This window comes from Methanomicrobium sp. W14 (genome assembly GCF_017875315.1).
In the GTDB taxonomy this organism is placed as follows: domain Archaea; phylum Halobacteriota; class Methanomicrobia; order Methanomicrobiales; family Methanomicrobiaceae; genus Methanomicrobium.
In genome coordinates this window covers 785,016-798,236 of sequence record NZ_JAGGMM010000001.1, presented here as the reverse complement: position 1 = coordinate 798,236, position 13,221 = coordinate 785,016, and the positions used below count along the sequence as shown (strand labels likewise).

Genomic DNA, 13,221 nt, shown 5'->3' with positions numbered 1-13,221 from the left:
TTAGTTCTCCTCTGAATTCACTATTTTTAAGAGCTCTTCAACCGGAAGTTTTTCGGATTTTTTCTCTTCGATATCTTTTAATTCTGCATCAGATGCTTTTTCACCATTTTCATCATTTAAAAGGCCTTTTGAGACGAACCTTATAAGCCCCATCTCGAACTCATGTCCGTAATACCCGGGACGTGCACCGCCGAGATTGGCACGGCATCTTCTCGTATCTCCGGGAGGAAATCCCCTGTCTTTTACGAATATATGGGCAGGGTCCGTTTTTCTCAGCTCTTTTATGATTTCGTCGACTTCCTGTGGTTTTCCTGTAACCTGAAGCCCGAAACAGGTCTCCTTAATCATAACTCCGCTTGATATTTCATAAGCTTTTATTGCAAGATGCTGCGGTGTAATGTCAGGTGATTCGATAAACACATATTTTGTTACCGTTCCTACAAAGTCAGGGTGGTACTCTTTTGCCGGCATTTTCAGATCTCCCTGATGTAAACAGTTTCCCCTTCCTTCAGAGAGGAAAGTTTGTCGGTTTCTATAACCTCGCCGATAATGTTTGTCGCTGAAAAAGGTTCTGATGTCGGTCCGAACTCGTTGTTTGAAGATGTCCTTACACCGACAAGTCCGACTCCTCTTCTGGAATCATTCGTCATTGCAAGCATATTTGCAGGCACCGTGTCTCTGGGTGTATTTTCAATATTAATAGTTATTTTTCTCGGGACCTTAGGCTGAAAAAGCGTCACATCGTCGTATTTGAAGAGAAGAGGCATTTTGCCGATATTGTACCACCGAAGTCCTGTGACTTCCCTGAATATGCCACATGTCCTTGGTGCGTCGGTGTCGTTGAGCCTTATCCCTATGACATTAGAAAGCGGGACGGTTTTAAGTGAAACCTTTTTTTCTTCAAGAACCTCCATAGTGTTTGGGGGCTTCTGGTCGATAACGACGCGTTCTCCTGAGTTGTCGTCAATGGAAGGTTTTATACCGTTTTTATTTAATATTTTAAGAGACTCTTTAAGGGAAAGGCCCCTTAAATCTATCTGCCCAGGAATTGTTTTGACTGATATCGCATCTCCTTTTCTGATGAGCTTTACCAGTTCGATCCCGTGTTTTATTTCACCGACCACAGTATGGTTGGGGCTTCCGGGGATGTCTTTTGTGTATATGTAAAGGCTTCCTTCAAGTCTTCCGGAAGTCCTTACGGTTACTGTCCCTTCAAGACGGGATTTTTTAATCTCCTGGGGAACAGTTGATTTTTTCATCTTTTCGTCACGGACAAATCCAGATGAGTTAAGGTCTGCCTGAAACTCACCGCCCTTTAGTGTTATCAGCATATGTTCAACGCTGTTTGAGGCGTCTATGGAGATTTTGTCTTTGTCGTAGCCGTATGCGGAAATAGTTACATGCGTAATAATTTCCATCCCGTCTTCTAGCTGAAGGCTTCTGTCAGTTGTTGCAAACGAATCGCTTGTATTTTCTGTACTGACGATTCTTTCCGCGTTTTTTACAATGTCCCCAGGTTTCCATGTATGTACTGAGTTTTTGCCGGAAACAACGCTTCCTATGACTCCTCCGGATTTGTCTGCGCCATGATCGGCTACGTGTGGCATTCTGGAGAATATCAGATAGGAATTTTCAGGGTCGTACCCTCCGCAACCGAGTATTACGTCGCCCTTGTTATACCTGTGCTGTTTTCTGTCGGGGACTATGGCGGATTTAAAAGGTCCGAATGTTGTGGCCTGCCTGTCCGACCATTTTACGGATAGAACATCAGACGCAGAGGATTTGCCTTTTTTGTCGAACAGTTTCCTGAAGTAATCGTCTGAAAACAGTTTTATGCCCCGGGTGTTCAGTTCAATAACCACTTCACCGGATGATGTAAAAAAGCGGATATTCTTTGTTTTGTATTCACTTGATTTAGAGGATTTGATTATGGCAACGGAATATTTTTCAGGAATATCCGGGATAATCTCTTTTAGAGTTGCCCCTTCCTGTATCTCTTTTGTCTGCCCGTCCACATGGACTTTGATCAATTCTTTTCACCTCATGGCTCAGGTTTTGACATAATTTCTTTTTCTTCCTGTGTCAGGTATTCCAGGACTTCATTAGTCGGGCCTATTTTGACTATTTTCCCGTTGCGCATAAGTGCCGACCTGTCGCAGATGTCTCTTACAAAGTCCATGTCGTGTGAGACTACTATAAATGTCTCATCCATGTCTTCCCTTGAATGAAGAATCGAGTGTTTGACATCAATTTTTGTAATCGGGTCCATCGTTCCTGTCGGCTCGTCAAGAAGAATAATCCTTGGCTCTCTTATTAGGACCTGGGCAAGGGCAACCCTGTGCTTTTCTCCCTCGCTTAACTGGTCAGGAAGTCTGTTAAGTATTTTTCTGCTCTTCTCCTCTGAAAATCCAGCCATTTTAAGAGTTATGATTGCTTTTCTTATTGCAAGCTCTTTAGGAAATTCAAGGCCGATTGAGTCCGTGAGATTGTCAAGGACAGTCCTGTGCGGGTAAAGGTCATACTCCTGGTGAAGAAGGCCGATGTAGCCCTTTGCACGCCCGCGGAACTCAATTCCCGGCTTTGTCATATCTATCCATTTATCGCCGATGCGAATATTCATTTCACCTGATGTAGGCTCGATAATTCCGGAAACTATTCGTGAAAGTGTAGTCTTTCCTGCACCGCTTGTACCTATTATTCCAAATATTTCTCTTTCCGAGACATTAAAAGAGACCCCGTCCACGGCCTTGATCATACCCCTGTCAACGGTTATGTAGCGTTTGACTACGTCCCTTGCCTGAAGAATATCTTCACCGATATCACATGTCTCAAATGTCTCACTGTCAGAGGCGTCCTTCATAAAGGACTCTACTATCTCATGTGGCTCTCCTATATTTTTGATCTCCCCGTTTTCAAGAAGAATCGCACGGTGGCAGATTTCCTCTATTATCTGCGAAAAGTGAGATGAGACAAGCATTGCCATATCGTTTTCTGAAGACGCATCTTTTAGCATTTCATGCACAATATTTGCAGTACGTGGGTCAAGAGTCCCTGTCGGCTCGTCGGCGCACAGCATAAAAGGCTCTTTTGCAAGCTGTCTTGCAAGAACGACCCTCTGTTTTTCACCACCTGAAAGATCACGTGCTATATGCATCATTCTGTGAGAAAGTCTTACTTCGTCAAGAAGGTCGGCAGCTCTTGAAACCTGTTTTTCTGAAGGATAGTTTATGTCGCTTAATGCATGCATTACGTTTTCAATAACACGGTCATCGCCGTAAAGTGCAAATGTTCTCTGGAACATTATTGCAGTACGCATCATAATCCTTCGCTTCATCTGGGCGTTGTCTTCGTTCCAGAAGTCAACGTCCTGTGAAACGAGTTCCCCGCCGCATTTCGGGCATTTGTGCCCGGCCATACTTTGCGGTTCAATGTGACTGCATTTGTTGCATGCGGAGATATGATAAATTATTTTCCCTGATGTAGGTGCTTCGTCCACTCCGCGTATCAGGTGCATAAGGACTGTTTTTCCTGCACCGCTTCTTCCTATAATTCCCAGAATTTCTCCTTCTTCCAGGACAAAACTGATGTCCTTTAATACAGGGGTACCGTCAAACTCCTTACATATTTTTTCAACCGTGATTAATGGGGCCATAAGACTTTATCCTCGATAACTAAATGTAGTGTTTTATAATATATGATTCGTTTTTTTTCGTATTCAGGCAGTTCAACAATTCAGATTATAATAATTAATTTTCAGTTAACTTTGCTCTTTATTTCAGCTAAAAATTTTCCCTTTCTTTAAACCAGTTTAATGTATGCACTTTTATCTTTTATAGGACAACATATAAATTTTCATAATTATCTCCGGTCCCGGATGACCTGTCTGCAGCATAATATGCTAAATTTTGAAATGTGCCTGCAAAAGTCCGTGTTAACGGGATTAAGGAGTAAAGACTATCCAAAGCAGTTAAGTTATAAGTGTTAGAGCGTCTTGTTGTAATTTGGCAGCATCTTTGTTTTCCGGAATTCTGTAAAATATAAGTGATTTATTTAATGTATTTTTCTGCTATTCCTATGACTTCGGATACCTCTTTTATTATATGATCCGCTGACTCGACGAGCACTTTCGGTTTTCTGCTGTTCTGCTGTTCTGTCAGAACCGAAACGTCAGCCTCTTTCATCGCTGCAATGTCGTTTACCCCGTCTCCGACCATAAAGACCGTATCGTACTCTTTTTTAAGGTCCTTTACTACCTGGGCCTTTACAGACGGTGTTGAGATGCCGTGCACGTTTCCGTGAGGAATTCCAAGGTAGTCAGCCATTTTCAGGAGCTTGTCAGTTCTGTCCCCTGATGCCACATAGGTTGCTATGTTCATCTCCTGGAGGGTCTGAATGGTTTTTTTTGCGCCTGAAAAGGGTCTTCCTCCGGATGTGATTGTATACTCAATGTTTTTCAGGTTTTTATTGACGATAACGCCGCTGCTCATTGCAACGACAGGCAGTTTTTTGCAGCTGTTCCATACTTTTCTTATGCATGCCTGAAGGTCTCCGGTTGTTGCTGTGCTGTCCGAATCCAGTATTTCCGATATTTCAGTCATTGTGACAACGCCGCATGAGCATGCCACCCCGAAATGAATTTTATTTGACTTTAGAAATGATGACAGCAGTTCGTTTTCAGGGGCGTCTATTATACTTTTTGAATGCGCGTAAAGAAGAATCAGGGCTCTGCCTTTTTCAGAGCACGTAAGTGTTGTCGTCTCGACACCCTTGACGATGTTTTTTTCGGAGACGTTTCTTGCTATCCTGTACGTACGAAGGAGTGTCCCTGCACTGTCAAAAACGATGGCTGCTTTCATCTTTTGGTTATCCCTATTTGTTTTCTTTTGATTTTTTTGATATAAAAAGCAATAACTACAATATGTATAAGGCAGTATTAAGAAACTGAATAATTATGTCTGATGTTACAGCACTGTATTATTTTGAGCCGAGAAGTGATACAACTCCAAAGTTTGCTGCACAGGCGATAGCGGATGAGGAAACAACGGGGACATGGACAGACCTTACCACGAGGACAGACTATACCAAAAGGCTTGACGGCAGGGTTGAAAGCGTTGAGCCCGAGGGGTCAGGCTACCTGACAAAGATTGCCTACCCGGCCGAAATTTTTGAGCCCGGGAATATACCCCAGTACCTCTCTGTTGTTGCCGGGAACCTGTTCGGGCTTGGCAGGCTTAATTCAGTAAGGCTTCTTGATATTTTTCTTCCTGAAGAACTTGTCCGTTTTAAGGGGCCGAAGTTCGGAATCGAGGGGGTAAGAAAATTAATAGGGACGGATAAAAGCCGGCGTCCGCACGTCGGAACCATTATAAAGCCAAAGGTCGGGCTGAACCCGAAAGATACTGCTGAAGTTGCGTACCTTGCCGCAACAGGCGGAGTCGATTTCATAAAAGACGACGAAACCCTTACAGATCAGGCTTTTTGTCCGCTTAACGACAGAGTCGAGGCTGTAATGGCGGGCCTTGACAAAGCGATGGCAGAGACGGGCAGGACCATACTTTACGCGGCAAACGTATCGACACGGGCCGACAAAATTGTGGAGCGTGCAGAAAAAGTCATTGAATGCGGTGCAAATGCGATAATGGTCGATGTCATAACCTGCGGCTTTTCGGCTGTTCAGGCGCTTGCGGAGGAACCATCAATTAAGGTTCCCGTTCATGTCCACAGGACCATGCATGCAGCTATGACGAGGAACAAGAAGCATGGAATAGCAATGAGGCCTATTGCAAGACTTGTCAGAATGGCAGGCGGAGATCAGCTTCATACGGGGACCGTAAGTGGGAAAATGGGCCATGACCCTGCTGAACTCCTGGAAGACAACAATATACTTAAGGAAAAATGGTATTCAATGAAGCCTGTTTTTCCTGTTGCAAGCGGAGGACTGCACCCCGGAAAGGTAAATGCAGAACTTTCCAGACTTGGTAACGACATAATACTTCAGGCAGGCGGCGGAATTCACGGTCACCCCGAAGGGACTAAGGCAGGTGCTATGGCAATGAGGCAGGCTGTTGACGCTTTTATGGAGGGTGTTACGGCAGAGGAATACGCCAAAAATCACCGGGAATTAAGGCTCGCACTTGAAAAATGGGGAAAATAATCTGAAAAATTCAGCCCTCCCCTTTTTTAATGCGGATGTTATCTGATGGTCTGGTTTCAGGCAGGCTGAAAATGTTTTCAGCATAAGATTTCTTAATTGCAGGAGAATATTTATATATGGACATTAATTTTGTAAAACTTCAGGGCAACGGCAACGATTTTGTCCTTATTGATGAGACCGACGGTGCCGGGACTGTCATACCTGACGAAATGAAGAGCGATTTTTCATCACTTTATTGCGACAGGCGTTTTGGTATCGGTGCAGATGGCATTCTGTTTATATCACGTTCGAACAGGGCGAACGCCGGAATGAGGCTTTTTCAGCCTGACGGAAGCGAAGCTGAAATGTGCGGCAACGGAATACGCTGTCTTGCCAAATATGCACTTGATATGGACTATGTTGAACACAGGTGCAGGGTTGAGACCAAAGCTGGTGTTCTTGATGTTGAGATGTCATACAGCAAGGACGGAGATTTTACAGCAGAAATTGATATGGGCAAAATAAATTTTGATCGTCCTGACATTCCTGCCTCAGGTTCTGGTGACTTTGTGGAGGAGATTGACGGATTTACGGTCTACGCAGTAAATACGGGTGTGCCGCATGCGGTAATATTCACCGGTTCACTTGATGATCTGGACATCTGCAGCATTGCCCCGAAAATAAGGCATCATAAATTGTTTTTGCAGGGCACAAACGTCAATTTCGTACATGTTGAAAATCCGGGCGAGATAGACATAAGAACTTATGAAAGAGGAGTCGAAGGCGAGACCTGCAGCTGCGGCACAGGTTCTACGGCATCTGCGGCAATAGCCTGCAAAACAGGAAAAACAGGAAATAAAGTTCTCGTTCATACGAAGGGAGGCCCTCTTACGATTACGATATCGGATGATAATACTGCGAAGATGAAGGGCCCTGCGGAAACAGTCTTTTCTGGCATTATATCTGTATAATCCCGTCATTCACTATTTTAAACCTGATGCACCCCCCCTCTTCCATGGACCTGTGTTTTTCAAGTACTGCCTTTCTGTACCCTAAATCCTTCTCAAGTCTTATGATAATCTTTGATATATGCCGCAGGGATGTTCCGCCGAGGCCTGATAATTTTTCGTTTTTTATGTCCATATATACCTGATTCGTTATTATTACAGGGATACTATACCTTTTTGCATACCCGAGGAGTCTTATCACCTGCCTGCCGAGCTTTTTCTGACCTTCTCCGTTGCTTCCTAGTTCTGTCCTGTAAAGAGCTGTGGCAGAGTCAAGGACTATAAGCCCTACATCGTTTTCCCTTAAAAGTGGGTCGCATTCGGATATCATAAGACCCTGCTCTGTGAAGTCGAGAGGCTCGAATATGAAAAGTTTCTCTGCCAGTTTCACTGCGTCATCTCCGCAGACCTGCCTGAACCTTTCAATCGAAAATCCTTCGCTGTCTATTGCGATGACGTATTTTCCGTCTTTGAGGACATTTGTAATGCTCATCATCGTAATTGTGCTTTTCCCCGCCGCCGGTTCGCCATAGATTTGTGTTATGACCTTTCTTTCAAGACCTCCACCTATAAGTTCATCAAAAGCCCTGCATCCTGTCTCTATTTTGGAAGAATCCGTCATAAATCACTCAGTCTTTATTTTTTAAATTCCTATATATTATATCTTCAGCCATAAGCGTAATCTGTTTTACCGGCAGTTTCGTGTTTTGTGCGCAGATTTCCGCATCGCCGTATTCGGATTTTATACTGACCGGTTTTTTGTCAATCCATCCTACTTTGACGTTTACAGTGTATTTATCCCCGTTAATCAACAATTCCGCCTTTTCAAATGTCCTGTTGATGACAGAGCTGTGGTATGCATACAGGTGTCTTATTCCGAGTGTTCCAAGCTCTTCAGAAAGTATTCTGACATATTTTTCTGAGTCTTTTGGGGAGCAGATGACTCTTATAAGAAAGCCGTTTCTGCCTTTTTTCATAACGGTTGGTATTGAAGAGACGTCTCCTGCGCCTTCGTTCATGATTCTCTGCATTGTATATGCCAGAACTTCTCCTGTGACGTCGTCCACGTTAGTTTCAAGGATTTCAACTGAATCTGTATCCTTTTTTGTATTCTCAATTATTGCGGTCCTGAGAACATTAGGTGAATCCAGCGGGTTTTTTGTTCCTGCACCATATCCTGTTGCAACAATTTTTCCTGCAGGTTTTACAAGATTGCCTGTATAAAATTCAGATAACAGCGCAGCTCCTGTGGGAGTGCAAAGTTCGCCGTCATCCGGGTTGTTTCCTGCTACCGTCTCAAGTCCGGATTCCCTGAGGATTTCAGCTGTTGCAGGCGCGGGAACAGGGAGTCTTCCGTGTTCCGTCATAACAAAACCTGCGCCAAGACTTAGAGGTTTTATATATACACAGTCCGGTTTAAGCGAGAGAAATGCTGTGCATGCCCCGAGTACGTCTGCTATAGCATCATCTGCTCCGACTTCATGAAAATGAGTAAGTTTTCCGTGAACGGTGGTCTCTCCTCTGGCTATGCGCTCAAAGACCCTGAGCGCCATGGCAATTGCCTCTTTCTGTGCAAAAGATCCCTTTACGATATTCCTGACCTGTTCCAGTGTCCTGTGTTCGGTTTTTGCATTTGTTTCGACTTTTAGTGCGGATATTCCACACCTGTTTACAACCGATAAATCCGGTTCGTTCACAACTGATGCCATTGCACTGGTTACTAATTTTCTGTCTGCACCGAGACTTAAAAGTGAACCTGTTATCATGTCGCCTGCTGCGCCGTGAAACGGATCAAATAGAAGGATTCTCATAACTAACAATTACTTATAAACGATTGTATATATGAGTGTTAAGGAAATTGTATGATAAGCTTAAAAGTTGACAGCGCCTATCCCGAAGACCAGGGGGGCGGCAGGGCAAGACTTGATCCTGAGACGATGCTTCATCTTCATCTCTCTCCCGGGGACCTTATATATATAGACGGGAAAAATCGCACGGTTGCCAAAGTCTGGCGTATGATGGTCAATGACTGGAACCAGGAAAAGGTCCGTATTGATAACTTTACAAGAATGAACGCGGGCGTAAGCATTGGTGATAAAGTGGATATAACTCCCGTGGAAAATATTGTCGCCGCTGAAAGCGTAATTCTGGCTCCCCCAGAAGACCTTCCAAAACAGCTTCCGATAAACTACAACAGCGCAATTGCAAGGCTTATTGATTTTCCGATTTTAAAAAATGACAGTGTGCCTGTAATAGCAGGTCTTCCTTTCATGCAGCCCCAGACTGTCTCTTTTAAGGTAGTGTATATAGAACCCGAGAATGCTGTTATAATAAACCGCGATACTGAGATCGAATTCTCGGACAAGCCTGCAGCAGGCTTTGAAGGCCTGAAAACCATATCCTATGAGGATATAGGAGGTCTGAAGGGAGAGCTTCAGAACGTCAGGGAGACAATTGAACTTCCCATGCGTCACCCTGAGCTTTTCAGAAAACTTGGAATCGAGCCTCCGAAAGGTGTTCTTCTTTACGGGCCTCCGGGTACAGGAAAGACACTGATTGCGAAGGCTGTGGCAAATGAAAGTGGTGCGCATTTCATCTCCATTGCAGGGCCTGAAATAATATCCAAATATTACGGTGAGAGCGAGCAGCGTTTAAGGGAAATCTTCGATGAGGCTGAAGAAAACGCTCCTTCAATAGTTTTTATAGATGAGCTAGACTCAATTGCCCCGAAGCGTGAGGATGTCACGGGAGAGGTTGAAAGGAGAGTCGTTGCGCAGCTTCTTACTATGATGGACGGACTTGAGGAGAGAGGTCAGGTGGTCGTTATAGGTGCGACCAACCGGCTAGATGCAATAGATCAGGCACTCAGGAGACCCGGAAGATTTGACAGGGAGATTGAAATAGGCGTTCCGGGAGAAGATGATCGTCTTGAGATTCTTAGGATACATACACGCGGTATGCCTATAGAAGGAGAAAATCTTATTCTCGAGAAAAAGAAGGAATGCGACTCTTCCGAGGGGGAAGCCAGAGAAAAACTTGAAGAGGAGTTCAAAATCATTGCCGATGAGGTCCACAAGAACCGTGAAACGATGCTTGAGGAGTTTGCATCTAAGACTAACGGTTTTGTAGGAGCAGATCTTGCTTCTCTTGCAAGGGAAGCCGCAATGAGGGCGCTTAGGCGGTATCTTCCTGATATAGACCTTGATTCCGATGAAATTCCTCAGGAGGTTCTTGAGTCCATGGAGATCAGGATAAGCGATTTCAGGGATGCATTAAAGGAGATAAATCCGAGCGCTATGAGAGAGGTATTTCTTGAGGTGTCTCATGTCAACTGGTCTGATGTGGGCGGCCTTTCCAGGGAAAAGGAGGAAATACGTGAAACTGTCGAATATCCACTTACAAGGCGTGAAAAGTTTGAAAACTTTGGAATAAAGTCTCCTAAAGGTGTCCTTCTTTATGGTCCTCCCGGTACAGGAAAGACACTGATTGCAAAGGCTGTGGCAAACGAGAGCGGTGCAAACTTTATTCCTGTACGCGGACCGCAGCTTCTGTCGAAATGGGTCGGCGAGAGTGAACGTGCCGTAAGGGAAATCTTCAGGAAAGCACGCCAGGTTGCACCGTCCATAATATTCTTTGATGAGCTTGATGCCCTTGCTCCTGCAAGGGGGTCGGGTCCCGAGTCAAGAGTTGTTGAAAGTGTTTTGAACCAGATACTTACAGAATTTGACGGTATTGAGGAATTAAATGGCGTCGTTGTAATGGGTGCGACAAACCGCCCTGATATCATAGACCCGGCACTGCTTAGGGCAGGAAGATTTGACCGTCTTGTCTACATAGGTGAACCTGATGAAAAATCACGGGTGAAAATTATTCAGATTCATTCCAAATATCTGCCTTTAGAGGATTCGAATATTGAGGAGGCTGTTGATTTTACGCAGAATTATGATGAAAGCAGTATTGAAGAGGCATTCTCTGAGATAAGTAAAAAAAGAGACTTCTCTCTGAACAGGAAATTAACAGTGGATGAACTTAAGGCTGGCTTTGAAGGTATTGACCCCCGTGATTCGCCTGTTTTGTCTAAAGGGAACAGGAGAAGGATAATCGTCGCGCAGCTTATCAAAAACGGTCTTTACATGGAAGACCCCGTAAGAGACAGTCTGATAAAAAAAGTTGCTGCAAAAACGTTTGGTTACGTTGGATCAGACCTGGAGCTTTTGTGCAGGGAATCAGCCATGTTTGCGATGCGCGAGGGAAAATCCGAAGTTTTGGAGTCTCATTTCAAAATGGCTCTTGAAAAGATACACCCGATGATGAACGACAGGTTAAGAGAGCAGTATTCAAAGATAGAGCAGCACTTTAAAGGTGGTCTGCCCCAACAGGTTCAGCCTGTTGAATACCAATAACTTTTTTTGATTGTTATTTATACTATGCTGTACATAAGTATACATCGCAGTGGTGTGATTTACAGGCATCTTCTGCAAAGGAGGATATAATATTGTCAAATTTTACTGCCTTTCTTGACGTGAATAAAAGACTGGGCAGGAAGAATGCTGTAATTTTTCCGTCCGGGGACTTTAAATGCACATATGAGGAAATGCTTGAGACTGTATGCAGGCGCTCGTCTCTGTTTCTGAAATCAGGCATATCACGCGGGGACAGAGTCTGCATATACCTGCCTTCGGTTCCTGAATATCTTTTTTCATATCTGGCGCTGTGGAGAATAGGAGCGGTTGCAGTACCTCTGAATATAGTTCTTTGCGAGTTGGAAATTAAGTATATGCTTGAAAATTCAGGTGCATCGGCAATTATTTCAGGCGCAGAGGGCAGAAAAAATGCAGAAGAAGCCTGCTCAATGATGTCTTCAAAACCTCTTTTGTTTATCACCGGGGATGAAAAATGGGATGATGCATTGTCGGACATGCCCTCATATATACCACCGGTAAACTGTCTTGCAGATGACCTGTGCCAGCTTCAGTACACATCAGGCACAACCGGAAAGCAGAAAGGCGCAATGCTTACCCACGGAAACTGGATGGCGGCAATGGAGTCGGAATGCGGCCTTTTGAATTACTGCCAGGACGATGTTTACCTGGGAATATATCCTATGGCGCACGTAGGTGTATCATGGGGAATTTCAGCGCTAAAAGCGGGTGCCACATGGGTCATAATGGAGAAATTTGACCTCGACCGTTATATTCGTTATTCAGAACAGTTCAAAGTTACGGTAATCGCCGGGATGCCCCCTGTGATTCACTCACTTCTGAATACGGACAAAGGTAGTGAGAAGAGTTTTTCAACTGTACGGGAGATGATAAGCGGCGGCGGCCCGCTTCATCCCAGTGTCTGGAAAGAATTTTATACGCGTTTTCATACCCCGGTTGTGAATGCATACGGGCTTTCGGAGACTATTGTCGTCGGGACCGGTACGGCAATCCGGCCTGAAGACTACAAATATGCGGATGAATTCAAAAGCGTCGGCTATCCTGTAGGTTATACTGAAATGAAGATTGTGGATACAAACGATTCTTCAAAAGAGCTTGAAAACACAAAAATGGGTGAGATAGCGCTCAGGGGACCCGCCGTTGCAAAGGGCTACTGGAGAATGGAAGCCGAAACTAAGAAAGTGTTTCTGCCTGACGGGTGGTTTCTGACAGGCGATATCGGTTTTATAGATGAAGACGGTATGCTTGCGATTACCGACAGAAAGAAGGATATGATTGTAATGTCAGGCTGGAAAATTTATCCTACAGAAGTGGAGAAAGTGTATATAGAGCACCCTGACATAGACGATATCGCGATATTCGGGTGCCCTGATATACACCGCGGTGAAGTACCTGTTGCTGCAGTAGTTACGGTATCCGGAAAGAAACTGAGTGAAGAGGACCTTATTAATTTCGGTATGGAAAGACTTGCAAGGTACAAAGTCCCGCGTTCATATATATTTCTTGACAGGTTGCCGCGGGTAAACGGCTGGAAGCTGTTAAGGCGTGAATTAAGGGACAGTTTCTGCAGTGAAGAAGAAAAAGAGTTCAAAAAAGCTTTGTCAGGCATAACTTCCTTATAGTTCGTATATTCTTTTAT

The 13,221-nt window shown here is 44.4% G+C and carries 10 protein-coding genes; 4 read left to right on the top strand and 6 right to left on the bottom strand.

The window, feature by feature from the left end; genetic code table 11:
- The 4 genes from J2128_RS04210 to J2128_RS04195 all read right to left on the bottom strand — a co-directional run bounded on the left by J2128_RS04210 (position 1) and on the right by J2128_RS04195 (position 4,856).
- Positions 1-471 carry a methanogenesis marker 6 protein gene (locus tag J2128_RS04210; RefSeq protein ID WP_209689852.1) on the bottom strand — a complete coding sequence of 157 codons (471 nt, stop codon included), beginning with the start codon at positions 469-471 and terminating at the stop codon, positions 1-3.
- A gap of 2 nt (positions 472-473) precedes the next feature.
- Positions 474-2,030 carry a methanogenesis marker 3 protein gene (locus J2128_RS04205; RefSeq protein WP_209689851.1) on the bottom strand — a complete coding sequence of 519 codons (1,557 nt, stop codon included), beginning with the start codon at positions 2,028-2,030 and terminating at the stop codon, positions 474-476.
- An 11-nt stretch (positions 2,031-2,041) separates the two neighbouring features.
- Positions 2,042-3,652, bottom strand: coding sequence for a methyl coenzyme M reductase system, component A2 (gene atwA, locus J2128_RS04200; RefSeq protein ID WP_209689850.1), 1,611 nt, complete (start codon positions 3,650-3,652; stop codon positions 2,042-2,044).
- Positions 3,653-4,046: 394 nt separating this feature from the next.
- Complete coding sequence (locus J2128_RS04195) at positions 4,047-4,856, bottom strand: HAD-IC family P-type ATPase (RefSeq protein ID WP_209689849.1); 810 nt, start codon at positions 4,854-4,856, stop codon at positions 4,047-4,049.
- Positions 4,857-4,951: 95 nt separating this feature from the next.
- Here J2128_RS04195 and J2128_RS04190 point away from each other — a divergent pair, with 95 nt between their 5' ends.
- Together J2128_RS04190 and dapF are read left to right on the top strand one after the other, a co-directional pair.
- Entirely contained in the window at positions 4,952-6,154 is a 1,203-nt protein-coding gene (locus tag J2128_RS04190) for a RuBisCO large subunit C-terminal-like domain-containing protein (protein WP_209689848.1), read from the top strand.
- A 116-nt stretch (positions 6,155-6,270) separates the two neighbouring features.
- Positions 6,271-7,104, top strand: coding sequence for a diaminopimelate epimerase (dapF, locus tag J2128_RS04185; RefSeq protein WP_209689847.1), 834 nt, complete (start codon positions 6,271-6,273; stop codon positions 7,102-7,104).
- Here dapF and radB read toward each other — a convergent pair.
- Complete coding sequence (radB, locus tag J2128_RS04180) at positions 7,091-7,762, bottom strand: DNA repair and recombination protein RadB (RefSeq protein ID WP_209689846.1); 672 nt, start codon at positions 7,760-7,762, stop codon at positions 7,091-7,093. The genes dapF and radB overlap by 14 nt on opposite strands.
- A 7-nt stretch (positions 7,763-7,769) precedes the next feature.
- On the bottom strand, positions 7,770-8,951 hold the full coding sequence (gene larC, locus J2128_RS04175; RefSeq protein WP_209689845.1) for a nickel pincer cofactor biosynthesis protein LarC: 1,182 nt from the start codon (positions 8,949-8,951) through the stop codon (positions 7,770-7,772).
- Positions 8,952-9,002: 51 nt separating this feature from the next.
- Here larC and J2128_RS04170 point away from each other — a divergent pair, with 51 nt between their 5' ends.
- Both J2128_RS04170 and J2128_RS04165 read left to right on the top strand, forming a co-directional pair.
- A complete protein-coding gene (locus J2128_RS04170; protein WP_209689844.1) occupies positions 9,003-11,543 on the top strand; it encodes a CDC48 family AAA ATPase in 2,541 nt (846 codons plus the stop codon).
- 92 nt (positions 11,544-11,635) lie between these two features.
- On the top strand, positions 11,636-13,204 hold the full coding sequence (locus J2128_RS04165; protein ID WP_209689843.1) for a class I adenylate-forming enzyme family protein: 1,569 nt from the start codon (positions 11,636-11,638) through the stop codon (positions 13,202-13,204).
- Positions 13,205-13,221 lie beyond the last annotated feature (17 nt).

Coding starts and splice junctions, on each gene's coding strand:
- J2128_RS04210 (WP_209689852.1), bottom strand. CDS start 471: ATGCCGGCAAAAGAGTACCACCCTGACTTTGTAGGAACGGTAACAAAA.
- atwA (WP_209689850.1), bottom strand. CDS start 3,652: ATGGCCCCATTAATCACGGTTGAAAAAATATGTAAGGAGTTTGACGGT.
- J2128_RS04195 (WP_209689849.1), bottom strand. CDS start 4,856: ATGAAAGCAGCCATCGTTTTTGACAGTGCAGGGACACTCCTTCGTACG.
- J2128_RS04190 (WP_209689848.1), top strand. CDS start 4,952: ATGTCTGATGTTACAGCACTGTATTATTTTGAGCCGAGAAGTGATACA.
- dapF (WP_209689847.1), top strand. CDS start 6,271: ATGGACATTAATTTTGTAAAACTTCAGGGCAACGGCAACGATTTTGTC.
- radB (WP_209689846.1), bottom strand. CDS start 7,762: ATGACGGATTCTTCCAAAATAGAGACAGGATGCAGGGCTTTTGATGAA.
- larC (WP_209689845.1), bottom strand. CDS start 8,951: ATGAGAATCCTTCTATTTGATCCGTTTCACGGCGCAGCAGGCGACATG.
- J2128_RS04170 (WP_209689844.1), top strand. CDS start 9,003: ATGATAAGCTTAAAAGTTGACAGCGCCTATCCCGAAGACCAGGGGGGC.